21 protein-coding genes are annotated in these 23,659 nt (G+C 40.8%); 5 read left to right on the plus strand and 16 right to left on the minus strand.

Annotated features, from left to right (window positions below):
* Positions 1 to 15: 15 nt before the first annotated feature.
* The 9 genes from HRQ91_RS11580 to HRQ91_RS11620 form a co-directional block, all read right to left on the minus strand.
* Positions 16 to 429: a hypothetical protein gene (locus HRQ91_RS11580; RefSeq protein WP_210119674.1), complete on the minus strand. Its 414-nt coding sequence runs from the start codon at positions 427 to 429 to the stop codon at positions 16 to 18.
* 91 nt (positions 430 to 520) lie between these two features.
* Positions 521 to 811, minus strand: coding sequence for a hypothetical protein (locus HRQ91_RS11585; protein ID WP_210119675.1), 291 nt, complete (start codon positions 809 to 811; stop codon positions 521 to 523).
* A gap of 4 nt (positions 812 to 815) precedes the next feature.
* Positions 816 to 1,763, minus strand: a complete 948-nt coding sequence (locus HRQ91_RS11590; RefSeq protein WP_210119676.1) for an ATP-binding protein — start codon at positions 1,761 to 1,763, stop codon at positions 816 to 818.
* Positions 1,760 to 2,215 carry a hypothetical protein gene (locus HRQ91_RS11595; protein WP_210119677.1) on the minus strand — a complete coding sequence of 152 codons (456 nt, stop codon included), beginning with the start codon at positions 2,213 to 2,215 and terminating at the stop codon, positions 1,760 to 1,762. Before HRQ91_RS11595 ends, HRQ91_RS11590 begins: the two co-directional genes overlap by 4 nt.
* Positions 2,216 to 2,313: 98 nt before the next feature.
* Positions 2,314 to 3,036 carry a hypothetical protein gene (locus tag HRQ91_RS11600; protein WP_210119678.1) on the minus strand — a complete coding sequence of 241 codons (723 nt, stop codon included), beginning with the start codon at positions 3,034 to 3,036 and terminating at the stop codon, positions 2,314 to 2,316.
* A gap of 204 nt (positions 3,037 to 3,240) precedes the next feature.
* On the minus strand, positions 3,241 to 4,521 hold the full coding sequence (locus HRQ91_RS11605; RefSeq protein ID WP_210119679.1) for an integron integrase: 1,281 nt from the start codon (positions 4,519 to 4,521) through the stop codon (positions 3,241 to 3,243).
* 192 nt (positions 4,522 to 4,713) lie between these two features.
* On the minus strand, positions 4,714 to 5,286 hold the full coding sequence (locus HRQ91_RS11610) for a hypothetical protein (protein ID WP_210119680.1): 573 nt from the start codon (positions 5,284 to 5,286) through the stop codon (positions 4,714 to 4,716).
* A 77-nt stretch (positions 5,287 to 5,363) separates the two neighbouring features.
* Positions 5,364 to 5,627: a Txe/YoeB family addiction module toxin gene (locus HRQ91_RS11615; RefSeq protein WP_210119681.1), complete on the minus strand. Its 264-nt coding sequence runs from the start codon at positions 5,625 to 5,627 to the stop codon at positions 5,364 to 5,366.
* Positions 5,628 to 5,629: 2 nt separating this feature from the next.
* Positions 5,630 to 5,887: a type II toxin-antitoxin system RelB/DinJ family antitoxin gene (locus HRQ91_RS11620; protein WP_210119682.1), complete on the minus strand. Its 258-nt coding sequence runs from the start codon at positions 5,885 to 5,887 to the stop codon at positions 5,630 to 5,632.
* A 249-nt stretch (positions 5,888 to 6,136) separates the two neighbouring features.
* Here HRQ91_RS11620 and HRQ91_RS11625 point away from each other — a divergent pair, with 249 nt between their 5' ends.
* Both HRQ91_RS11625 and carB read left to right on the plus strand, forming a co-directional pair.
* Entirely contained in the window at positions 6,137 to 7,456 is a 1,320-nt protein-coding gene (locus tag HRQ91_RS11625; protein ID WP_210119683.1) for a carbamoyl phosphate synthase small subunit, read from the plus strand.
* Positions 7,456 to 11,679 carry a carbamoyl-phosphate synthase large subunit gene (gene carB, locus HRQ91_RS11630; protein WP_210119684.1) on the plus strand — a complete coding sequence of 1,408 codons (4,224 nt, stop codon included), beginning with the start codon at positions 7,456 to 7,458 and terminating at the stop codon, positions 11,677 to 11,679. The genes HRQ91_RS11625 and carB overlap by 1 nt, the downstream gene beginning before the upstream one ends.
* A gap of 72 nt (positions 11,680 to 11,751) precedes the next feature.
* On the opposite strand, the gene HRQ91_RS11635 is transcribed toward carB, so the two are convergent.
* The 7 genes from HRQ91_RS11635 to rocF all read right to left on the minus strand — a co-directional run bounded on the left by HRQ91_RS11635 (position 11,752) and on the right by rocF (position 20,744).
* Positions 11,752 to 13,143, minus strand: coding sequence for a small ribosomal subunit Rsm22 family protein (locus HRQ91_RS11635; RefSeq protein ID WP_210119685.1), 1,392 nt, complete (start codon positions 13,141 to 13,143; stop codon positions 11,752 to 11,754).
* Complete coding sequence (locus HRQ91_RS11640) at positions 13,130 to 13,486, minus strand: MerR family transcriptional regulator (RefSeq protein WP_210119686.1); 357 nt, start codon at positions 13,484 to 13,486, stop codon at positions 13,130 to 13,132. Before HRQ91_RS11640 ends, HRQ91_RS11635 begins: the two co-directional genes overlap by 14 nt.
* Positions 13,486 to 14,991: a ribosome biogenesis GTPase Der gene (der, locus tag HRQ91_RS11645; RefSeq protein WP_210119687.1), complete on the minus strand. Its 1,506-nt coding sequence runs from the start codon at positions 14,989 to 14,991 to the stop codon at positions 13,486 to 13,488. Before der ends, HRQ91_RS11640 begins: the two co-directional genes overlap by 1 nt.
* 12 nt (positions 14,992 to 15,003) lie before the next feature.
* Complete coding sequence (locus HRQ91_RS11650) at positions 15,004 to 16,782, minus strand: phosphoenolpyruvate--protein phosphotransferase (protein WP_210119688.1); 1,779 nt, start codon at positions 16,780 to 16,782, stop codon at positions 15,004 to 15,006.
* A 139-nt stretch (positions 16,783 to 16,921) separates the two neighbouring features.
* Positions 16,922 to 18,895 (minus strand): molecular chaperone HtpG, encoded by a 1,974-nt coding sequence (htpG, locus tag HRQ91_RS11655; RefSeq protein WP_210119689.1) that lies wholly within the window; start codon positions 18,893 to 18,895, stop codon positions 16,922 to 16,924.
* A gap of 147 nt (positions 18,896 to 19,042) precedes the next feature.
* The gene (locus HRQ91_RS11660) at positions 19,043 to 19,753 is read right to left on the minus strand and encodes a hypothetical protein (protein ID WP_210119690.1); all 711 of its coding nucleotides are present in this window, start codon (positions 19,751 to 19,753) and stop codon (positions 19,043 to 19,045) included.
* 82 nt (positions 19,754 to 19,835) lie between these two features.
* Positions 19,836 to 20,744 carry an arginase gene (gene rocF / locus HRQ91_RS11665; protein WP_210119691.1) on the minus strand — a complete coding sequence of 303 codons (909 nt, stop codon included), beginning with the start codon at positions 20,742 to 20,744 and terminating at the stop codon, positions 19,836 to 19,838.
* 291 nt (positions 20,745 to 21,035) lie between these two features.
* On the opposite strand from rocF, the gene HRQ91_RS11670 reads away from it, so the two are divergent.
* The 3 genes from HRQ91_RS11670 (at position 21,036) to pheT (ending at position 23,636) form a co-directional block, all read left to right on the plus strand.
* Positions 21,036 to 21,278: an AbrB/MazE/SpoVT family DNA-binding domain-containing protein gene (locus tag HRQ91_RS11670; RefSeq protein ID WP_210117525.1), complete on the plus strand. Its 243-nt coding sequence runs from the start codon at positions 21,036 to 21,038 to the stop codon at positions 21,276 to 21,278.
* Positions 21,266 to 21,595, plus strand: a complete 330-nt coding sequence (locus HRQ91_RS11675; protein ID WP_210119692.1) for a type II toxin-antitoxin system PemK/MazF family toxin — start codon at positions 21,266 to 21,268, stop codon at positions 21,593 to 21,595. Before HRQ91_RS11670 ends, HRQ91_RS11675 begins: the two co-directional genes overlap by 13 nt.
* Before the next feature lie 301 nt (positions 21,596 to 21,896).
* Positions 21,897 to 23,636, plus strand: coding sequence for a phenylalanine--tRNA ligase subunit beta (gene pheT, locus HRQ91_RS11680; protein ID WP_210119693.1), 1,740 nt, complete (start codon positions 21,897 to 21,899; stop codon positions 23,634 to 23,636).
* Positions 23,637 to 23,659: the final 23 nt, after the last annotated feature.

A 23,659-nucleotide genomic window follows, 5' to 3' on the forward strand; every position in this document is an offset into this window, starting at 1 on the left:
AAGAAACAGCCTTTTTCATTCAGGGGAGCTTATTACACCCCAAAACAATTCTCCTGTATCGCTATCAGAATATAAAGTCCAAGATGCACCTGTTAATGTGTTTGTTAAATATATTCCTTTTGCAGCTATTCCTGACATAGTAATTTGATATACAGCACCTTTGTAACCATCTGGAATTTTATCATCTGAGTTTTTATTTCGATAAATTCTTTGCCAAGCATATCCGTAACTTGTGCTAACCAATTGCCAAGTATCTCCAGTTTCTCGATTTAGCATATAAGTATCACGCATTGTAATAGGGCTTGTTATAATTTCATATTTACCATTTTCAGGAAATGTTGTAAAAGTTTCTCTTTTTGTATCACCTTGAGCATGAGCAATAAAAGTAAAAAATATAAACCATGGAATAATTAAAAATGCTTTTTTCATCATTACCTCCTGCGCCCCAGTGCGGGCGTCCACATAACATGGTTTTAAACCGCAACGCAGCTTGTCTGCGTTGTCGGCTTTGAAAACGGTGTTAGGTTTCTGACACAAGACTATTAAGTGCATGATTAAGTATTACCCTCAAATCCTTTTCAACATTTAGCATTTCAATTCGTTGAAACATTTTTTCTAAATTATATTTATCTGCAATAGGTTTAAAAATGCTTCTTGCCGCAATAGTAGAAAGCAACTTAATATTACCGAAGTTCAATGTAATTATTTCATCTTTAGTATCATTAATAATCTTCATTATATCGTTTGAAAGTTTTGATGTAACTTCTTCATTTGTAATATTAGTTCCGTATTTATCCATTTGATATTCCATATATCTACCTCCAAGTAATCGGTAATTTATTGACCACAAGTAATTCTTTAATATCTTTGATACAAACAATTTTATCTAATTCAAGACGCAAATAAACAATTGTACCTTTCCAAAAACCAGACTTCCTAACTTTTTCTTTGTTTCGGCCAGAAATATATTCATAGCCTTCTGAAATCACACGAAAATAACCATTATTTTTTTTAGCAATCATATCTATTAAATATAACCCCATTCCTAAGTGATTGCTATTTGCTTTTGATGTAACTCCTTGCATAAGAGATTGTCTTAAAATCATTTCTTTTGACATTTTTTTATATTTTTCATTTGATGATTGTAAATTTGTAATTATTCCACAACCATTATCAGCAAAACAAATTTCCATATAATGCTTATTCCCCATGGCTACCATAACAGTTCCGCTGTCATCTGTCGCATGAGACCAAAAATTTGATAACAATTCACTTATTGCAGTACATACTAATCGTGATTTATCGTTACACTGATAAAACAAGAAAATTCGATTAAATAGTTCTTCTTCAAAAATACTTTTTAGATGAATTTCTGAGCGAAGCAGACGTTGTGGAGTGATTAAAACATTATCCCGTTCAAAGTATTTTAACTTTTTATATGCTTTTAAAATTTCTCCTTCATTGGTTGGTGAAACAATATATGTTTTAATAATTGGATAAAATCCATACTGAATGAGTGTTTTTTCAAGTTCATGATTAAGATTAAAAGTTAATCGAGGTTTTATAAAACATTCATTTTCTGATGTGTAGCTTATAAATTTGTAAATAAGCAATTGTCCGAGTAAACAAATACTATTTATTTTTGATAGATTTAATTCGAAATCTTGTTCGTGTTTATGTTTTAAAGAAAAAATAATCTCTGAAATCTTAAGGAACTCATCCACACTTTCAATGCCAAAGTTCTTTGGAAAAACTATAGTCATAACTGCTCATATTCCTTAATATAATCTGCAAATAGCTTGTTTTCTTTTGTTATATCTCTTGATCTAGGATTTGATATAACAATAACATAGTAATCAAGGATTTCATTTGAAATATCAAAAATGGCTTTTCCTAAGAGTATGCGATTATTACTTATTTGAGTTCGTAATTGACTAATCTTTTTTTGTATACTCTGATCTTGAGCAGAAAACATCAGGTTCGATATGTAAAACAACCAACTATAAACATTTTCAATATATTTCAGTTTTCTTTCATATTTCATTTTCTTTATATCATTTCGTAAAACACGATTATTAATATATACCTGAACCATTAGATTCACTATTACAGATATTAAAGTTACACAGATTAATACTGTAAAATATGTTACTAGTTTTTTACTATCATTTTCAGAAGTTTCCAAAATTTTTTGTAATAATTCTAAAGGTGACATCTTTTCTCCTTCTTATTGAGTCCGTAGGGGCAACCTAACAATGGGTTGTACCGCAGCGGGCTCGACCCGCTGTCGGCTACGAACCTTTGTTAGGCTATTTATTCATACTCTCGTATATGTTGATTTTTTCTTAATTCAAAATATCCGCCGAAATTCTTATTTGTAGCTTTTTTAAAATCTTCATTTTTTTCTAACTCTTCTATTTTATAAAACTGATATTCTTCATCAGAAATATTTGAAATTTCTGCTTTATAATATTTTGAAGCTACTTTTTTTGAAAATGGATATTTTTTAGAAAGGTGAACTGCAAAGAAATATTGATTTCCATCAGTCATGTAGATATAAAAAACAGGTCTTCCACTTGGAACATATTGAGGATCAAATAATTGATCAATTTGACGACCTAATCCTTTTTCCAATTGTGAAAAGAATTCTTTAGGAGTTTTTTGTATGTGAGAATATGGATTTGTATCATCGCAATATTCTTTTTGCTCATTATTGTATATAAATGCATAAACTTGTTGATTTTCACCTTCAAATGGATATTTTCCGACTTTTAATTTATATTCTTCAATTAAATTTCCATAATAACTTAGATGTTGAAGCCTTACTACATCACAGTCATCCTGATACGCTTGTTCTAGAAGTGTAATTCCTAAATAAATGGATACGATACAAGCTAATAAGCTTACTATGGATAATAAAAAATAGATTTTTACCGTTTTCTTTTTTATAAGTCTTACAATTGCGACTATAATGAATACAAAAAATAGAATTACAAAAATAGCAGCAAGTGCAAACAAAATTCTTCCAATTAACATTTTTTCCTCTTTTTCTTACTAGGTATCCCAGTGCGGGTGTCAGCATAACATCTTTTCGACCTTTCCTCATAATACCATAAAACTACTCGTTTGCAATCTAAACTACTACAAGACAAGAAATTACATCTTTCTACCATAATACTACCCGGAACACATCATCAATAGTCAGATTAGGCCTATCTTCACTAAACAAGCTAAAACGAATCACATTCGGTCGATAGGGCTTTGAACGCCGAGACCGCCGCGGTTGAGGACGTGGGTGTAAACCATAGTGGTTGAAACATCGCTGTGACCGAGAAGTTCTTGGATGGTGCGGATATCGTAACCGGATTCCAGTAGATGTGTTGCAAATGAGTGGCGGAACGTGTGGCAGCCGATCGGTTTCGGAATACCCGACCGTAAAACAGCTTCATGCAGGGTGCGCTGAATAACCGAAGGATCAATATGGTACCGCCCCTGCTCGCCTGTCTTATTATTTTGCCATCGGCGTACTTGGGGAAACACCCACTGCCATGCCCAAGTTTTACCGGCATTGGGATATTTTTTCGCAAGGGCAGACGGCAGCGACACTAAACCGAAACCGTCTTTGCAGTCTACCTCATGGATGCGGCGAACATTTTCCAAATGTTTTTGCAGCGGAAATTTCAGAGATACCGGCAGCATCGTTTTACGGTCTTTTGCGCCCTTTCCGCAGTGTACCGTAATTTCATTTTTATCAAAATCAATATCTTGTACCCGTAATTGCAAGCCTTCCATCAGCCTCATTCCCGTTCCATAGAGCAAGCGGATACAAAGACCGTAATCATTATCTGGTAAAAGCGAAAATATCTTTGCCGTTTCCTCACGGCTCAATACAACGGGCAACTTTTGAGACTTTTTAGCACGGATGATATTCTCGGGACTTTGTATAGTTAAGCCTAATATGTTTTTATACAGAAACAAAAGAGCGGCAAGGGCTTGATTTTGACTTGAAGCGGCAACCTTTTCTTTTATTGCAAGACGGCTCACAAAGGAATTTATCTCTGCAGCGGAAAATGTTTTAAAATTTTTATTTTGATGTTCTCGTATAAAGCGACTTATCCAATAGCTGTATGCTTCCCGTGTACGTTTGCTGTAGTGTTTTGCAGTAATCACTGCATCCAGTTTTCTTAAAATATCCTGAATATCCGATGCAGTAGGCAGATTACTTTCCTCAATCATTCCTGTATTCAAGCCTATAGCATCATGAGGATCGCTATCAGCGCCTTCACAAATTTTCTCGATAAAATCGGAATCCGCACGGCAAAAACCCTCACTATAAATACTATTCAATAAAATATCACAAGAATTACGATCAGCGGGGATAGTCCAAATGCACCGATCCGGAACCCAAGCTCTGTTTGGTACTTTTTTTATCGCTTGCAAGATTTTAGAAAAATCTTCTCTGCCTGCTTTAAAACGTACCGCTAAAGTTTCTTGTTCATAAGGCTTAATTTCAATAAACATAAAAACCTCCTAAATTTATTTTCAGTCTGAATCAGTCCCCCCCAAACAACAAAAACATCACGGATAGTAAACCGCACAAATCAAATGTTAAAAGGAAAAAAGTTGCATGCTGGGTAATCCGTCTAATATTCGCTGAACCTATAACGGAGCGTACCACTGTTGTCCGATTAAAGCAATTTTAGATGAAATTTGCTATATATGTTTATTCTTTTTCCAAGTTATATAATCTTTTTTTGCCTTCATAGCTTTTAGCTTATTCCATGCTTCCAAAGCCGCTTCTCTTGTTGCATTTTTTTCATTTGCCAGATAATCACTGATAAAGTTATTAAATTTACAGGATGGAATTTGCGGAAGCTTTCCTTCAGTTTTATTTAAACAAATATATTCACAAATGACATCATTATAAGTTATTTTTTCACCATCAGAAAGTTTATTTTCAATCCAGCGATTAAGCCAATATTTTGCGCCTGATTTCGGTTTTAGTCCCGAAATCCGTTTATCCATTTCACTATGTATGAATTCCCATGTTTCTTTTTTGTTGCTAAAATTTTCAAAATAAGTATGACTATTCAACGTGTCTATATTCCGGCTTTTACTCCGATAACTATTCTTTTTATTCACCGTTCCGGTTTTCAAAAATTGAATAATAATGTCTTCAAGCTGATCCTTTCGTATTTTTGTACCAAAGGGAATTTCAAGCGATTTAGCCAATGCTTTGAGTTCACTCATGTACCAATATTTATTCTCGAATTCTGTTATTGTCATAGAGTCTTTTTCTCAAAATTACGTTTTATTCGGTCAATACCCATTTCAGTTGTATGAATTTTTTCTGAATTGTTTTCCTATTTATCATCATAATGATTTTTGCATTGAATAATTTTTATGAGTCCATCCTCTATTTTATATACAGGTCTGTTTTTCTCGTCTATTGTCCGTGACCAATATCCGCTTAAATTTTCTTTTAATGGTTCAGGATGTCCTATGCCGTCATTGCCGTTTCGTTCAATATCAGTAAGCAGTCGATTAATTTTCTTCAGCGTTTTTTTGTCTTGCATTATCCAATATGTATAATCCGACCATGCATCATCTGAAAAATCCTTATGCACTTTTATGCCTCAACAAGTTCATGTATTGAATGCTGCCCGTTTTCCATTTGTTTTTTCGAATGTTCCAATGCTTTCATATTTTTTTCAGAATAAAAAGAGTCGTCTTGAATAATTTCAAACGGAATTTTACGCTGAATTAAGGTTTGTTTCAAAAATATACGTATTGCCGTAGTCGTATCCATTCCGATAGACTCAAAAAATGCATCTGCATCATTTTTTAGAGCTGCATCAACTCTTGTTTGAACTACTGCTGTTTTCATATGAACCTCCATGTTTATAATATAATACAAAAGTAATGAAAAAGCAATGTGTTTTATTGACTGAGCAATATACAATCCTAAAAGCTCGACCGCGGCATGTACTACGAGTTTGTAGAGCAAACTCGTAGTGAGGCGAAGCCAAACGACGTTCTCGCCGAAAGCAAAGCTTTATCTAGAAATACTTTTGAAACTCAACATTTCAGGCTGTCTAGTCATTCTCTTTAAAAAAATGTATAATGAGGCTTTAGAATGAGTATTAGAGCCTGTATTGTACTTGAAAACGGACAAGTTTTTGAAGGAAAAAGTTTCGGCGCTTCCGGCTGCGTGACAGGCGAAGCGGTTTTTACAACGGGAATGACCGGATACATTGAAACGCTTTCCGATCCCAGCTACTACGGTCAAATCGTCATGCAGACTTTTCCTTTAATCGGAAATTACGGTTTGATTCGGCAGGATTTTGAAAGCTCGCGGCCTCACTTGAGAGGATACGTCGTTCGCTCGTATTGTGATTCTCCTTCCAATTTCCGAAGCCAGGGTTCTATAGATTCTTTTTTAAAATCAAATAACATTGTAGGCTTGTACGACATTGATACCCGCGCGCTCACAAAAATTTTAAGAGAAGCGGGCGTCATGAACGCCATGTTAATTTCAGGCGATTCTCCGGAGGCAAAAAAGGAATTCGACGCCCTCGATATTCCGGAAGAAAAGAAAAAACTGCTTGAAAAAATCCGCGCTCACAAAATTGAAAAAGCCGTCGAATCGGTAAGCTGCGACGCCGTTAAAATCGAAGATCCTGCGGACATTGTGTTCGCCGAAGCCGCAAAATATCGTGCGCTTCCCGTAACAAAAGACGGACTTAAAATAAACGACGCTTCAATAGCCATGAAAAACGGAAAAAATAAAAAAGTCGTTCTCTGGGATTTCGGCGCAAAAGCCAATATCCGACGGGAGCTTTTAAAACGCGGAGTTTCCGTTATTTCCGTTCCGTCAAAATCCACCGCAAAAGAAATTATCGATCTTAAGCCGGACGGATTGATGCTTTCAAACGGCCCCGGAGATCCTAAGGATAATCAAGAAATCATCGACCAGCTTAAAAAACTGTGTGAAAAACGTATTCCCGTTTTCGGTATCTGTTTGGGACACCAAATCCTTGCCCTTGCCCGCGGAGCTAAAACTTCAAAGTTAAAATACGGACACCGCGGATCAAATCATCCGGTAAAAGATCTTTCAACCGGCCGCGTTTATATTTCAAGCCAAAATCACGGCTATGCCGTAGAAAACGCTTCTTTGCCTAAAGGTGCCTTACTGAGTTTTGCAAATACAAACGACGGAACGTGCGAAGGGATTACCTATACCGATATTCCCGCTTTTTCCGTTCAATTTCATCCGGAAGCTGCCGGAGGTCCCTTGGATACGAATTTCTTATTTGACGAATTTATTTCTCTTATAAACAATCCCGATCATTTTAAGAATTTTAAAACGCCTTACGCCCTCATCGATTCAATTTCATATTTTGCCGACGCTATAAAAGAAAACGCTCGTATATCCGAACAATCCGGGAGTCTTTAATGCCGCTAAACACATCAATAAAAAAGATTATGGTCATAGGTTCCGGCCCCATCGTCATAGGACAGGCTGCGGAATTCGATTATGCAGGAACACAGGCTTGCAAGGTTTTAAAAGAACAGGGCATAAACGTAGTTTTGGTAAATTCAAATCCGGCAACCCTCATGACCGACCATTCCATGGCGGATTCAATTTACATAGAACCTCTGATACCTGAAACCGTCAAGCGCATAATTGAAAAAGAAAAGCCCGACAGCCTGCTTTCAACGCTCGGCGGACAGACAGGGCTCACTTTAAGCATGGAATTGGCAAAGTCCGGATTTTTAAAAGAACACAACGTACGACTGCTCGGAGCGAATCCCGAAACTATAGACAAGGCCGAAGACCGCCAGATGTTCAAAGACACCATGCTTTCCATCGGAGAGCCTTGCATCCCTTCCAAAGTGGTCACAACCCTCGAAGGAGCTTTGGATTTTGCCGATAACGAAATCGGATATCCGGTGATCGTAAGACCTGCGTTTACCTTAGGCGGAACGGGCGGAGGAATAGCAAACGACCGCAAAGAACTGGAAGAAATCGCACACAACGGTCTTCATCGCTCTCCCATACATCAAATTTTAGTTGAAAAATGCATCTCCGGCTGGAAAGAAATAGAATTTGAAGTCATACGGGATCATTCGGGCAATGTCATAACCGTCTGTTCCATGGAAAACTTCGATCCTGTAGGAATTCACACGGGAGATTCCATCGTAGTAGCGCCGGCCGTCACTCTGGCGGACAAAGAATATCAAATGTTGCGTTCTTCCGCGCTGAATATAATTTCAGCTCTCAAGATCGAAGGCGGTTGTAACTGTCAGTTCGCCCTAAAACCCGATTCTTTTGAATATGCAGTTATAGAAGTAAATCCCCGCGTTTCAAGGTCTTCGGCTCTTGCGTCAAAAGCGACTGGATATCCTATAGCAAAAGTCGCAACCCTCATCGCAATCGGGTACAATTTGGACGAAATTCCTAACGCCGTCACTCAAAAAACGGCGGCATGTTTCGAACCGGTAGTGGATTACATTGTCGTAAAATTCCCGAAATGGCCGTTCGATAAATTCGTCTATGCCAAAAGAACCTTAGGCACTCAGATGAAGGCGACCGGAGAAGTAATGTCGATCGGCCGCTCTTTCGAAGAAGCCTTGATGAAAGCCGTCCGCGGGGCGGAAATAGGCGTTTTTTCTTTGCGCCTAAAAGCTTTTTCCCAAGAAACCGACGAGCAAATAAAAAAAAGAGTCGGTGAAATAACGGATTTACGCATCTTTGCCGTTTACGAGGCCCTGAGACGCAAAATCTTATCTGTAAGACAGATAAGTGAAATTACAAAGATAGACGCATGGTTTATTTCCAAGTTGGAAAATATAGCAGCCCTTGAAGATGAACTTGAAAGCGTAAAAAACAAAAATTCGACGCTTTCAAACGAACTTTATTTAAAAGCAAAAAAATCAGGCTTTCCGGACAAGGTGATAGAATCTTTGTCGAAAGTGAAAATTCCAGGCGGCTCGGGAATTTTACAAGACTCCAAAGCGGCGGAAAAACTGCGGAAAGAAGGCAAGCTGGCGCACATTCCCGCAACATATAAAATGGTCGACACCTGCGCCGGAGAATTCAACGCGGAAACTCCGTATTTTTACGCAGGCTACGACGAGCAAAACGAAGCCGCCGAATTCCTTAAAAACAGGAAAAATACGGAAAGCAAAAAAGGTACTATTATTGTTTTAGGTTCCGGCCCTATAAGGATCGGTCAGGGAATAGAATTCGACTACGCCTCCGTTCAATGCGTTTGGTCGCTGAAAAAACTGGGCTATGAAGTAGCGATTATAAACAATAACCCCGAAACCGTTTCTACCGATTTCGACACTGCCGACAGGCTTTATTTCGAACCTCTTACGCCGGAAGACGTTATGAACGTGATACACACGGAAAAGCCCTTCGGGGTTGTCGTCGCCTTCGGCGGACAAACCGCAATAAAACTTACAAAATTTCTTGATAGGCAGGGAATTAAAATTCTGGGAACCAGCGCCGATTCGATAGACATTGCCGAAGACCGCGAACGTTTTGAACAGCTTTGTGAAAAACTAAAGATAAACAGACCCAAAGGAGAAACCGTTTTTACGACCGAACAGGCTCTTCTTTCGGCGGAACGGATAGGATATCCGGTTTTACTTCGCCCTTCATATGTTCTCGGCGGACAGAACATGATCATCGCCTTTACACCGGCGGACATAAAAGAGTACATGTCCATTATACTCGCTCAAGAAATTGAAAACCCTGTTTTAATAGACAAATACATGATGGGTACGGAACTTGAAGTCGACGCTATCTGTGACGGAAAAGACATTCTTATTCCGGGAATAATGGAACACATAGAAAGGACGGGCATTCATTCCGGAGATTCCATAGCCGTTTATCCTTCTTGGAACTTAAACGATATTCTCCGTGAAAAAATCATAAATCAATCCCGCGAACTCGCTCTCGCCCTTAAAACGCGGGGCCTTATCAATATTCAGTACCTGGTTTACAACAATTCTCTTTACATCATAGAAGTAAATCCCCGTTCAAGCCGTACTGTTCCCTACATCAGCAAAGTCACGGGCGTTCCCATGGTAGAACTTGCCACACAGGCCATGCTGGGTAAAAGCATAAAAGAAATGGGCTACGGCAAAGGACTTTATAAAATTCCTCCGTATTTCGCTGTAAAAGTTCCCGTATTCAGCTTTGAAAAACTCATGGATGTGGATACCCACTTGGGCCCGGAAATGAAATCTACGGGAGAAGTTTTAGGCTTGGCTTCCACTATGGAAGAAGCAATTTTTAAGGGACTCATCGCAGCCGGCTACAAAATGAAAAGAGGCGGCGGGGTTCTGTTTACTGTACGCAAAACCGATCAATACGAAATTCCCGATCTGGCGCGCAAATTTTACGACATGGGCTTTACCCTATATGCAACGGAAGGAACCGCAAAGGTTATACGCGATTTCGGAATGGAAGTGATAACCGTAAACAAGATTCATGAAAATTCCGAAAATAATTTTCTTACACTTTTGGATTCGGAAAAGATCGACTACGTCGTTTCCACAAGCGCAAAGGGACGAAATCCGGCCGCCGACAGCGTAAAAATGCGAAGGCACGCCATAGAGCGCGATATTCCGTGTCTGACATCCATAGACACCGCCAACGCCATTGCCAATTGCCTTATGAGCCATTATTCGGCCGAAAACGTAGAACTTGTAAACATAAACGACTTAAGATCTTCAAAACAAAAAATAAGATTCAGCAAGATGCACAGCACAGGTAACGATTTTATCGTCATCAACGCGATGGCTCAGGTAATCAACAATCCCGCCGGTCTGAGCGTAAGACTTTGCAACCGCCGCACGGGAATAGGAGCGGATTCTTTAGTCCTCATAGAAAGGAGCGATAAGGCCGACGCTTACATGAAATTTTTTAACCAGGACGGCTCCGAAGGAAGGCTTGCGGGAAACGCAATACGCAGCGTGGCAAAGTATCTTTTCGACAACAACATAAACGGTATTGCCGCGCGGCATGCGCTCGTTACGGATCCTACGGCGACGATAACCATAGAAACAGCGAGCGGAATAAAATCTTTGGTTTTATACAAACAAAACGGAAAAATATCGTCCGTAACCGTAGATATGGGAAAACCGGAATTTTCACCGGATTCTTTACCGACAACGCTGAAAGACGCGCCGTTTTCTCCTCCGTCAAACGAAACCCAGAATAATCCACTTTTGCCCAAGAGGGCCGTCGTCAACGAAAGCCTTTTTGTAGGCGATGAAAAGTATAAAGTTTCCTGTGTTTCCGTAGGAGTTCCTCACTGCGTGGTTTTTTGCGACTTCGTCGATAAGGTAGACATTTTTAAAGTCGGCCCCTTGTTTGAAAACAACAAAGCCTTCCCGCAGAGGGTAAACACCGAATTTGTGCGCGTCGCAGGCCCGAACGAATTAAAAATGCGTACATGGGAAAGAGGAAACGGCGAAACCCCAGCCTGCGGAACGGGAGCCTGCGCGGCGGTCGTAGCGGCCGTTCTTAACGGATACTGCAAATTAAACGAAAATATTACGGTAAAAGTTCGCGGCGGCGAATTGATAGTAAAATACACGGGAAAGACTGTCTTCCTTACGGGCGCGACGGAACTGGTATACGAAGGCAACGTAGAAATTTAATTTCATAAAGTGTTACGGAAGCGGCATTTGCAACATTCAGGCTTTCAACGGGAGGGCATTGTCCGGGTTCGCTTACTTTTTTAAAAATATTTCGGCGGCTCCTGTTTTTTTATCGCGGCTGTACACGCCGTTTTGCGGCAGTTTTTCCACTGATATTTTGTCTCCGGAATTTATGTCGCGCCCCTCTTCATTTATAGCAAGCAGCATTCCTCTTTCAGAACAGGCGTAATATCCTTTCTTTGCGCTAGGAAGCCTTATAGGATCCGATACTATCCTTAAAATGTCCGTCTCGGAGCCTTCTTGTTTTTTAAGACGGTTAGAAACCAATACAAAACTTAAAACAGCCCTGTCCTTGGGTAAGCCCGCGTCAGCCGAGAGTTTTAAAAGCGGCAAAGGTGAATCCTCTGTCGTAAATGCGAAATTACACCATTTTTGGCCGCCTTTTCCCGTCATAGGGCATTCGCCCGTATGCGGACAAGGTAAAACGGGTTCATACCCTTTATCAATAAAATTTTTTCTCATTGAACTTATCAATCGGGCGGACTGCGGAACGCCGGGTTCTATCAAGAGAATGCTTGCCTTTTCATCCGCGTAGCTTAGCAAGTCTTCACAGAATTTTTTCGCAAAAAAGTCAAATTTCGATCTTGCGCTCAGCGCCGTATATTGAAGCAATTCGTTGAGCATATTGGCGCAAGTTATAAACGAGACCCTCTGTTTTACCGGCAATCCCATTTCGCCTTTTAAGCGGATGATTTTCCACGGAAAAGAATCCGTTTCGGGTAAGGTTTTCGCGGCAATCGACAAAAAAATTTCTTCGCCAAGCGTAAGAGCCGCTTGAGAAATATCAAGACAATACCATGTCAATTTTTTTTTACGGAGCTCCGGTTTTGAAAGCCACAAAGCGATCACTACCGTCAAAGGTCCGCTTCCCGCATCAAGACAAACGTCTCCGTCTTCAAGGCAAAAATTTTCGGGAGAAAAGCCTGAAAACAGTTTTGTAAGCCTTATAAGGTTCCACCACATAAAATACCGCACGTATGAAGAAAGTTTAACCGTTTCGTTCATATAGCTTTTTCGCCTGTCGGGTCTTTCATCTGTCAATTCATGAGACAGTTCTCTTATCTGCATGGGAATCTTCGCAAGCTGACGGCTGTTTAAAGGCCGTATGTTTTGTATCACGGATAAAAATTCCGTAAGTATTTTTTTCGCATCCTCAGGAATATTTTCGTCGGAAAACATTTTTGTTCTTGCCGACACGGAAACTCTTATTTTCCTTTGACTGCCGGAAATCGGGTTTTTCACACTTTCGGCGTTTTCGGTATTTTTATTTTTGAGAGTTTTTTTATAAATTTTACCGGATTTTTCTTCTTTTAAAGTTTTACAGCGATCCGACGGTTTTTTCTTTGAAAATTTATCGTACCATTTTTCACTTCCGCCAGGCGTCTGCGCTTTATTGCGTTTCATCTTTACCGTCCGCCCTGTCGTCAACACGGTATTTCCTTACTGTCAAAAAAATATCCGTAAGTTCTTTTCTCGCTTCGCGAATGTTTTGCATAAGCTCCGCATTTTCACTTTCCACATTCATGTCGGCGATAATATTATCTCTTGCGCCTTCTATCGTAAATTTTTTTTCATATATCAGATATTTTAAGCGCTGTATGACGTCTATTTCTCTCTGCGTATAAACGCGTCTTCCGCCCAAATCTTTTTTGGGTCTTATGCCCGGAATGACTTCTTCCCAGTAACGAAGAACATGAGCTTTTAATCCCGTTAACTCTTCAACATCCCCGATCGTATACTGTGCCATCAGTTTTTTTCCCGTTTTTCCCATTTGACTCGGCTGGCCTTCATTTCCAGCTGAACGGGAATTTTAGAGAACCCCAAGTCTTCCCTGATCCGGTTTTTAAGATAAGCTATATAAGTTTGAGGAACAACTTCCGGCCGAGTTGCAAATATAATAAATCCTACGGGATTTACGCTTTTTTGCGTCATGTACCTTATGTGAAAATGTAAGGTTTTTGAAGCCGGCGGAGGATATTTGAAAAGCCAATCTTTAAGAGCCGTATTCAAAGCGGAAGTGTCTATTTTTCTGGAAAGCTGTCCGTATAATTCAATGGCTGTGTCCATAAGAAGTTTTATGCCGTCTCCTTCCTTCGCGGAAAGAGGAAGTATGGGCGCAAAATTCATATGAGCGAACATTATTCTGATGTCTTTTTCAATGTCTTTGAATTTCGTCTCTTTTTTGTCTACGGCGTCCCATTTGTTCATAACAAAAATAATAGCGCGTCCCCTCTCATAGGCTAAAGAGCAAATTTTTTTATCCTGTTCCGCAAGGCCGGTGCGAACGTCGATCACTAAAAAAACGATGTCGCAATCATCAAGCGTTTTTATAGCCCTGTTCACGGAATAATATTCTATGTCCTCCGTCACTCGCGCTTTACGCCTTATACCCGCAGTGTCGAGAATTTGAAAATCACGGCCGCTGTACCTGAACGAACCTTCAACAACATCGCGGGTAGTTCCCGCATAATCGCTTACAATCGATGCTTCCGTATGGGTGAGCCGGTTGGTCAATGTGGATTTCCCCGTGTTCGGTTTTCCCAAAACCGCAATCCTTATCGGGTTTCTTTCTTCTCCTTCCGTAACCTTGGAAAAATCAAGACCTTTGACTATAGCTTCGGAAAGTTCCGGTATGCGGTCCCCGTGTTCCGCGGATATAAAGATAATTTCTTTAAATCCGTATTTCATATAATTCCATGCGGAACCTTCGTTTCTGCCGCCTTCTGTCTTATTTACCGCAGCTATGACTTTGTCCCAATATTGCCGCAGCAAGGCTATGAATTCCTCATCTTCGCCCGTTATCTGCCCGGCTTCAAGCAAAAGTAAAATGCGGTCGGCTTTTTTAAGCGTTTCAAGCATTTTGCTTACGACAAGTTTATCTAAAAGAGCTTCCTTTGTTCCTTCGGCATGATCAAGCTTGTATCCGCCCGTATCTGTCAGATGAACGGGTTTTCCGCATATAAAGGCGGTTCCGTCAACGGGATCTCTGGTAACTCCCGGCGTAGGATCCGTGATGGAAATTCTTTTTTTCATAAACCTGTTAAATAAGGTGGATTTTCCCACGTTGGGCCGTCCGGCTATTACTATGAGAGGAAGATTGTGATATGTTTTTTCCGGATCGAAATTCAAACCGCTTTTTTCTTTCTGCGCCGGAAATTCAGGATTTAAAATCGCATTTTCCGCAATGCCTTCATTTTTTCTTTTTGAGGATTTAAAAGAATTTCGTCCGGTTTTTCCGGTTTTTTTATACATGTTTTTCCGCATTTAAATTAAATTGTTTAAGGCCTTTGATGAAATATCCTGCATTTCTTTTATCGTAAATTTTGAAAGTATCTCTTTTACCGTCGATATCTGCTTGGCCGTCATGCTCAAATTTCTTATTCCCATTCCGCCAAGAACAAGAACTCCGTTTTGCCGGCTCGCCATTTCACCGCACACGGAAACGGATATACCGGCTTCAGCCGCATTTTGCAGCGTGTTTTGTATCATACGCAAGACGGCAGGATGACATTCATCGTAAAGCTCCGCCACAAAAGGATTTTCTCTGTCTATACCTATCGTATATTGCGTAAGATCGTTTGTCCCTATCGAAAAAAAATCCGCCGTCTTTGCAAGTCTGTCTGAAATAAGAGCTGCTGCTGCCGTTTCAACCATGATTCCCAAAGGAACATTCTTCTTAAAAGGCACGCCTTCGGCGGCAAGTTCTTTCTGCGCCGTATCTGCTATAATTTTTGCTTTTTCGATCTGTTCCGCGCTCGAAATAAGCGGCAGCATTATTTTTAGATTGCCGTACACTCCGGCCCTATACAAAGCGCGGAGCTGCGTTTTTAAAATTTCAGGATGCGCCAGGCTGAACCGTATAGCCCTCAATCCCATCAGAGGATTTTTTTCTTTAAAACAGGATTGAGCGGGTTGATCGGATCGATCTGACTGATCGGATCCGTCGGAAATTTTTGCGTCCGATACGGAAGTCGGCGCAAAAGTTTTTGCAAACGTCACATCGTTCAAACCTTTTATCAGTTTATCGCCTCCGGCATCGAGCGTTCGTATAGTCACAGGTTTGTCGCCCATTATTTCCAAAACATCTTTGTATGCTTCAAACTGGGCTTCTTCCGAAAAGCTTTGATTTTCGGTCATAAAGAGAAATTCCGTTCTGAACAGGCCTATTCCGTCGGCGCCTTCTTTTAATACGCTTCGGGCTTCTTCCGGCGTTCCGATATTCGCAAAAACAAAAAACTTTACGCCGTCCTTCGTCAAAGCTTCTTTTGCCCTAAATACGTTCAAGACTTTTTTGCGCTCCTCTTCGTCTTTTATTCTTTGGCGATAAAGCGAAAGCGTTTTTTCATCCGGGTCAGCAATCACCTTTCCTTTTTCACCGTCGACAATAACCTTACTTCCCGACCGTATTCCTGAGGTAATTCCTGCAACGGCAAAAACACTAGGTATTCCGTAATTCCTTGCAAGGATCGTAACGTGGCTTGATTTTCCTCCCTCCGTCAAAGCAAGAGCCGCTATTTTTCTTTTTGAAAGGACTATGGCATCGGTAGGATTCATGAGTCTTGCAATTATGACGGCTCCGTCGGGCACGGAATCTGGGTTAAACGGATGATAATCCAAAAGTTCGTTTAAAACCTGATCGAACACATCGCGGATATCTTTGGCTCTTTCGATCAAATATTCGTTTTTGGAGTCGCGCAAGCGCTGAGCGTATTCGTCGGTCTTTTTGTCAAGAACGTATTCGATATTGTAAAGCTCTTTTTCATAAGAAGTTTTAATTTCTTTTATAAAGACAGAATCCGCCAACATGGCAAGATATGTTTCAAATATTTCTTTTTGTACCTTATTTGCCGCAGTCTCGGTTATCTGTGTCTTAAGGCGCGCGGAAACCGTTTCGACGGCCGCTTTAAAACGGCCCCATCCGATTTCTATTTCTTCGGGTTTTATCGATCTTTTTGGAACAATTCTTTTTTCAGTTTCGGGAATAATAAAGGCCGTCCCCAAGCCTATGCCGCCGGAGGCCGAAATACCGGTAAAAACATTCATTTCAGAAAATTATACCTTTGAGTTTACTCTGTTGTCAAATATACAAAAAAAGGCAGCCGAAAATTTTCAAGCCGCCTTTTTATCGCCGTTAAGTCCGGTCATAAGAACTTTACTTGTTCCGGACGTCTCATCGAAAAAATCAAACGCTAAGCAGATCGTTGAGTTTTTTAACGAAATCAGCAGGATTTTTTATCTCAGCTCCGTCCATCAGCATGGCTTGATCCAGCAGTACCGTAGAAATCTTTTCAATGTATTGTTCGTCCTCGGATTCACGGATCTTTGCGAGTATCGCATGGTCGGCGTTTACTTCCAGAATAGGTTTGACCTCCGCAAAACTTTTTTGTCCCATCGCTTTCATCATGCGTTCCATCTGCAAAGAAGGATCGTTTTCATCAACTACGATGCACGCCGGACTGTCGGAAAGCCGCTTGCTTAAGCGCACGTCTTTTACCCTGTCTCCCAAAGCTTTTTTTATTTTTTCAACGACGGGTTTGAATTCCTTGTCTTTTTTTTCGGCTTCTTTTTTATCTACGCCCAACTCTTCGTCGCTTCCTGCGCGGTTTACGGCTTTTAATTCAAAATCCTTATATTTGCCGAAGGCGGGAATTACAATATCGTCGATTTCGTCAAACATAATAAGAACTTCAAAGCCTTTTTTTCTGTAGGCTTCAAGCAGCGGACTTAAACGCAGATTTTTTTCATCCGTTCCGGTTATATAGTAAATAGCTTTTTGCTCTGGTTTCATGCGTTGCACATAGTCCGCAAAGCTCGTCCACTTATCGTCTCCTGTTCCGCTCTCATCCGTGCTTTTAAACCGTACTATATCCGCAAGTTCTTCGCGGTTCGCATAATCGGAATAAAGCCCCTCTTTTATGGGACGATTAAAAGCGGAAACGAATTTATTCCAGTTTTCAACAGCCTTTTTTTCGTCATCGCCGGGTTTTTCCGCCTTTCGCGCCTTGTCGGCGGTGTCTCCCATCTTTTTAAATTCGCCGAGTAATTTTTTTACGGATGCGGTACGGATATTTTCCAAAATTCTGTTTTTTTGGAGAATTTCACGGCTTACGTTCAACGGCAGATCTTCACTATCGATAATACCGCGGACAAATCTTAAATATGCCGGTAACAGTTCCCTGTCGTCGTCCGTAATAAAAACGCGCTTTACATAAAGCTTTACTCCGCTCTTATAGTCCGCCTGATACATATCGAACGGAGCCTGCTGAGGAACGTAAAACAGCGTCGTGTATTCCTGTGTCCCTTCGGCATGCGTGTGCACATACATCAAAGGATCAAGGGTGTCATGACTTAAAGTCTTATAAAAGTCGTTATAGTCTTCTTCTTTCAGTTCGGACTTGGAACGCTTCCATAAAGCGCTCGCGCTGTTTACCTGATCGACCTTATTTTCGGAACCGGTTATCTTTCCTTTGTCGTCGTATTTATTTTGAACATAGTGCAAAAAGATGGGAAAGGCTATGTGATCGCTGTATCGTTTGATAAGTTCTTCTATTTTCCAACGGCTCGCATATTCTTTGCTTTCGTCGTTAAGATGCATTTCTATTACCGAACCGACTTTTTCTTTATCGTCGAATCCGAATTTTTTTGAAATTTCACTGGCGGCGTCCGTTTCTTCTATTTCATAAGAATTGACTCCGTCGCTAGACCAATGCCATATTTTTCCAGATTTATCGCCGGCCTTGCGCGTATAGACGTCTATTTTTTTTGCAGCCATAAACGCCGAATAAAAACCTACTCCGAACTGCCCTATTAACGATGAATTTTTTGCCGCGTCACTACCCAGTTTTTCAAGGAAGGCCTTTGTTCCCGAGCGGGCGATTGTGCCGAGATTTTCGGTGAGATCTTTTTCATCCATTCCAAGTCCCGAATCCTGCACTGTCAGTACGTTTTCTTTTTCATCGAAAGAAATATCTATCCTCGGATCGAATTTTATAGACTTATATAAATCATCCGAAACCGTCAAATACTTAAGTTTATCGATGGCGTCGGACGCATTCGAAACTATTTCCCTTAAAAAAATATCTTTGTTCGAATACATGGAATGTATTATGAGTTTTAAGAGTTGATTAACCTCTGTCTGAAATTGGTGTTTTGCCATAATTTTTCCTCGTGCAATTAGTGCGCGTTTGCGCGCACAATTTTTCTTTACGTGCTTTTTACCGCATATATTGATTTTTTACAAACCGGTCGAACTTTGACCACTTATAAAAATATAATAAAAAACCGCTTTCGGCGGCAAGATTTTTCAAAGTCCGAGCTGCGCCAATTTCGCACCGCGTTGATCGCTTCGTTTCGCTCCGATGCGGAATGTAATTCCAATATCGCCTATGGAAGAAAAATAGCGTTCGTAATAGTCCCCCTTTTCCAGCGTATTGCGGCGTGAAACATAAAGATGCAAACCGAAATATTCATATTCAAAAAACAAATCGACACCCCATTCAAAACAAAAAGAATAAGTGTTTTGCAAAGGATAATAATAAGAAAAAGGAGTAAACATGCCTTTTATATCCATCTGAAACCATTTTTTTAAATAAAACCTATGTTCAACTCCAAATAAAAAATCGTGATATATCGTATGTCCGTAAAAATTCCGCGGTAAAAACTCATAGCCGTTTTTATAATCAAGTTTTAAATAAGAATACCCCACGAACGGATATGCGGTTATCCCGTAATCTATGCGGATCGGGATTCCTATAGTTTCCTGTGTAAAGACCGAATATATGTCGTTTGTCTTATTCATTATGTCCGACCAGGCGATTCCCTGCGGGTGATAAAGCACTCCGAAATTTGTCAACGACTTTATAAGAAAAAAATCGTTTATTTCTACTACGATTAAGGCTCCGGAATAATTCATGAATTTTTCAAAAGTCCTGTCCGCTTCTCCCGAATTGCCTTTTATTTCATTTATTATGCTCAGAGTTCCCGCCGTCTTTTCAATAGTCCAGCTCATATTCATAAGAGAAGATTTTGTCTGTATCTGCAACGCCGGTAAGGAAAAAATAAAAATGAATATTCCGGCGAACAAAAAGCAAAGCCGTTTAATAGATCTTATCTCCCAATAATCTTGCTATGAGATCTACGGCTAACGCCGCCGTCATATTCCTTATATCCAATACGGGATTCACTTCTACGATTTCCGCCGATTTTACCATTCCCGTATTACACATCTCTTCCATTATGAGAAGACCTTCTCTGTTTGAAAGACCAGCTTGCAGCGGGATTCCCGTGCCCGGAGCGAACATGGGATCAAGAACGTCCATATCGAAACTCAGGTGTACCGCGTCCGCTCTTTCTCTAAAAAACTCCATTATCTTTTTCAATATCACCGGAAAACCCTGCTTGTCTATGTCGCTCATGCTAAAGACCGTAACCCCGGCTTTTTTCATAAGAGCTTTTTCACCGGGATCAAGATCGCGGGTTCCTACAAAGCATACGTTTGCAGGATCCACTTTTCTTCCGGCAAAATACAAATCCGTCAAATCTTTTAATCCGTATCCGCAGGAAGCCGCAAGGCATTCGCCGTGCACATTTCCTGAAATCGTAGTATCCGCCGTATTAAAGTCCCCGTGAGCGTCTACATACAAAACGCCGAGCCTCTTTTGCTTTTTTTTGCAGGCGGCGGCCATTCCCGCCAGAGACCCCAGCACAATGGAATGATCTCCTCCTAAAATCAAAGGAAATTCTTCCCTTTCTGCAATGCTTTCAACTTCTCTTGCAAGCTGTGTGCAAGCGGCGACTATGGGTAATAGGTATTTTGCCTTAGGATTGCCTTCTTTTTTGTAATCTTCGGATTCTATTTTTACTATCGAACGGTAACCTACAATTTTGTGACCGAGCCGTTCCAGCCGGCTTTGAAGGCCCGCAAGCCTTATCGCTGCAGGTCCCATATCCGATCCGTGCCGGCTTGCCCCAAAATCAAGCGGCACTTCAAGTATGTTTATATTCATGATCCCTATATTATTGAGTTTACTTTGTATGATCAATAAAACGCGGCATAAAATCGTCGAGTTTGAACGATAATAATCCCGCAGCCAAGCATCTGATAATGCGATGAGATGACGAACTGTTTTATAGGCGAACCATTCTTAAACCTCCGTTGCTTTTATAAAAAACTGCCGAACATTCCGTTGTTTTAGGGCAGCTCTAAAAACTGCAGTTTTTAGAGGTTCTCTTTAGAAACAATCTCCTTGACAAAACCATGTTATTACATAATAATTACATCAATAAAGGGGTGCTTTATGTTGGTTTCCATAGTTCCAATCGGCAATTCTCGCGGAGTAAGATTTCCGAAACCCGTTCTGGATAAATTTTTCGTAAAAGACAAAATGAATATGGAAGTAACGGAAAAGGGAATATGGCTTACGCCTGTAACAGAACAACCTCGTTCCGGTTGGGCAGAGGCCTTTTGCGCCATGCATCAAAACAAGGAAGATATTTTGGACGATATTCCGGTTTCGGGAGCGTTTGAATGGGAATGGTAGCGAGTCAGTATAATGTTTATCTCGTGAGCCTTGACCCGACCGTGGGACACGAGATAAAGAAAACAAGACCGTGCCTTGTCATTTCCCCCGATGAGATGAATCATCATATCGATACCGTTATCATTGCGCCCATGACGAGTAAATCCCGCCAATATCCGACCAGAATTCCTTTGAAGTTTGAGGGGAAAAACGGGTGGATTGTTTTGGATCAGATAAGAACTGTTGATAATACCAGACTTGTAAAGCATTTGGGAAAAATAACTAAAAAAGAAATTTCGGCAGTGAAAAACATTCTAAAAGAAATGTTGGTTGACTGAAGTCTTATAGATAGGTCATCTATTCCGGCCGGAATGCCGATAATTTCCGAATTATGGACAGCATAAACCTATTTTGTTATACTACAATAGTCTGAATGTCGAGCTTTGAAAGCAAGACATAATAAGAAATGTACTTTCGGCGAAAACCCGTCCGCTTAGCCGCGGTCGAGCTTTTAGAGTAGAATTCCGTAAGCATAACGCTCGAAGCGTCACGCTGCCTGAACCTCGCCTTGAGTACCTCATTTTCAAAACACGCCATTTCATTGAACAACGAAAATGTCGAAAATCTGCGAGGTCTTATATGCCCAAAATAGAAGTGAACGAATCTTTGTTTTTTAAACAGATCGGTAAAAAATATGATTATGAATCTCTTGAAAAAATACTGACCTGCGGAAAGGCCGAGCTTGATGAAAAACCCGATGAATCTTTACCGGAAGACCTGCGCACCATAAAAATCGAACTAAACGATACCAACCGCCCGGATCTTTGGTCTACAAACGGAATCGCAAGGCAGATAAGCCTTTACGGCGGACAAAAAAGCGTCGACTATTCGTCTTTTATGTCAAAAAAAGGAGACGTTAAAGACAGTGGAAACAGAATCGCGACCGTCGATCCGGAATTAAAAAACATTCGGCCTTACATGGTAGCCTTTGTAATTTCCGGCAGGGCTATCGACGAACCCATGCTCTTGGATATCATCCAGACACAGGAAAAACTTGCCTGGAATTTCGGAAGAAAGAGAAAATCCATTTCCATGGGAATATACAATGTGTCGCAAATAAAATTCCCTGTTCACTATAAGGCTGTAGATCCCGATAAAACGTCTTTTGTTCCACTGCAGTTTACCGAGCCCATGACATGCAGGCAGATCCTTACGGATCATCCAAAGGGAAAAGACTACGGCTGGATTTTAAAAGACATGAAAAAAATTCCCCTGCTGGTAGACGACAAAGGTGAAATCTTGTCCATGGCGCCTATAATCAACAGCGCCACATTGGGCGCCGTACAAGTCGGAGAAAAGGATCTAATGGTAGAGCTTACCGGCGACAATATCGAAAATCTCATACTTTCGGCCAACATGGTCGCCTGCGATTTTGCCGACTGTGGATATGAAATTTTGCCCGTAAAAGTCTGCCATCCTTACGATACCGGGCTGGGAAAAGACATAGTCGCGCCGTATTATTTCCAGCTTCCCACAACGACTTCTCTTTCACACATAAATAAGCTTTTGGGATTGGAATTAACACAAAAGGAAGTTACGGCGGCTCTTGAGCGCATGGGTAACGCCGTAAACGTAAAAGACATAAAAGACAAAGACGGCAACGAAGATACCGAATTTATATTAAATCCGCCGCCCTACCGCAACGATTTTTTACACGAAGTCGACGTAATCGAAGACGTTATGATCGGGCTTGATCTTACGACTTTTAAACCCGAAAAACCGGGCGACTTTACGATAGGCCGCCTTTTGCCCCTTACGGAATTTTCCAGAAAAACCAAAACTCTTATGGTGGGACTCGGCTATCAGGAAATGATCTTTAACTACGTGGGCAGCAGACAGGACTATATTGAAAAAATGAACACGGACGGTTCGAATGTGATAGAAATTGCCAATCCCATGAGCGAAAACTATCAGTTCATACGATCCTCCGTAATTCCGTCCCTGCTTAAAGCCGAAAGTATTTCAGCAAACGCCGTCTTTCCTCATAAAATTTTCGAAATCGGTAAGATAGCCTATATCTGTGAAAAAGAAAACACGGGAACGAGGACAAGACAAAGCCTGGGATTTTTGACCGCCGCGAACAATGCCAATTTTAACGGCGCCGCCGGCGAAGTTTCCGCTCTTTTGTATTATCTCGACCATAAGTATGAAGTAAAAGAAAGCTGCGATCCGCGCTTTATACAAGGCCGACAGGCGGCCGTAATCGTAAACGGTAAACAAGCAGGCGTATTCGGCGAAATCCACCCGGCCGTCCTTGAAAACTGGGCTATAAACGTTCCGTGCGTCGCCGGCGAGATAGATCTGGAAGAATTGATTTAAATATCGGGTTCGGCTGCGGTAAG

Origin of the sequence: Treponema parvum (assembly GCF_017893965.1) — a bacterium.
In the GTDB taxonomy this organism is placed as follows: Bacteria; Spirochaetota; Spirochaetia; order Treponematales; family Treponemataceae; genus Treponema_D; species Treponema_D parvum.

Bases quoted from the DNA above. Each gene is read 5' to 3' on its own strand.
- HRQ91_RS11580 (WP_210119674.1), bottom strand. From the start codon at position 429: ATGAAAAAAGCATTTTTAATTATTCCATGGTTTATATTTTTTACTTTT.
- HRQ91_RS11585 (WP_210119675.1), bottom strand. From the start codon at position 811: ATGGAATATCAAATGGATAAATACGGAACTAATATTACAAATGAAGAA.
- HRQ91_RS11590 (WP_210119676.1), bottom strand. From the start codon at position 1,763: ATGACTATAGTTTTTCCAAAGAACTTTGGCATTGAAAGTGTGGATGAG.
- HRQ91_RS11595 (WP_210119677.1), bottom strand. From the start codon at position 2,215: ATGTCACCTTTAGAATTATTACAAAAAATTTTGGAAACTTCTGAAAAT.
- HRQ91_RS11600 (WP_210119678.1), bottom strand. From the start codon at position 3,036: ATGTTAATTGGAAGAATTTTGTTTGCACTTGCTGCTATTTTTGTAATT.
- HRQ91_RS11605 (WP_210119679.1), bottom strand. From the start codon at position 4,521: ATGTTTATTGAAATTAAGCCTTATGAACAAGAAACTTTAGCGGTACGT.
- HRQ91_RS11610 (WP_210119680.1), bottom strand. From the start codon at position 5,286: ATGACAATAACAGAATTCGAGAATAAATATTGGTACATGAGTGAACTC.
- HRQ91_RS11620 (WP_210119682.1), bottom strand. From the start codon at position 5,887: ATGAAAACAGCAGTAGTTCAAACAAGAGTTGATGCAGCTCTAAAAAAT.
- HRQ91_RS11625 (WP_210119683.1), top strand. From the start codon at position 6,137: ATGAGTATTAGAGCCTGTATTGTACTTGAAAACGGACAAGTTTTTGAA.
- carB (WP_210119684.1), top strand. From the start codon at position 7,456: ATGCCGCTAAACACATCAATAAAAAAGATTATGGTCATAGGTTCCGGC.
- HRQ91_RS11635 (WP_210119685.1), bottom strand. From the start codon at position 13,143: ATGAAACGCAATAAAGCGCAGACGCCTGGCGGAAGTGAAAAATGGTAC.
- HRQ91_RS11640 (WP_210119686.1), bottom strand. From the start codon at position 13,486: ATGGCACAGTATACGATCGGGGATGTTGAAGAGTTAACGGGATTAAAA.
- der (WP_210119687.1), bottom strand. From the start codon at position 14,991: ATGTATAAAAAAACCGGAAAAACCGGACGAAATTCTTTTAAATCCTCA.
- HRQ91_RS11650 (WP_210119688.1), bottom strand. From the start codon at position 16,782: ATGAATGTTTTTACCGGTATTTCGGCCTCCGGCGGCATAGGCTTGGGG.
- htpG (WP_210119689.1), bottom strand. From the start codon at position 18,895: ATGGCAAAACACCAATTTCAGACAGAGGTTAATCAACTCTTAAAACTC.
- HRQ91_RS11660 (WP_210119690.1), bottom strand. From the start codon at position 19,753: ATGAATATGAGCTGGACTATTGAAAAGACGGCGGGAACTCTGAGCATA.
- rocF (WP_210119691.1), bottom strand. From the start codon at position 20,744: ATGAATATAAACATACTTGAAGTGCCGCTTGATTTTGGGGCAAGCCGG.
- HRQ91_RS11670 (WP_210117525.1), top strand. From the start codon at position 21,036: ATGTTGGTTTCCATAGTTCCAATCGGCAATTCTCGCGGAGTAAGATTT.
- HRQ91_RS11675 (WP_210119692.1), top strand. From the start codon at position 21,266: ATGGGAATGGTAGCGAGTCAGTATAATGTTTATCTCGTGAGCCTTGAC.
- pheT (WP_210119693.1), top strand. From the start codon at position 21,897: ATGCCCAAAATAGAAGTGAACGAATCTTTGTTTTTTAAACAGATCGGT.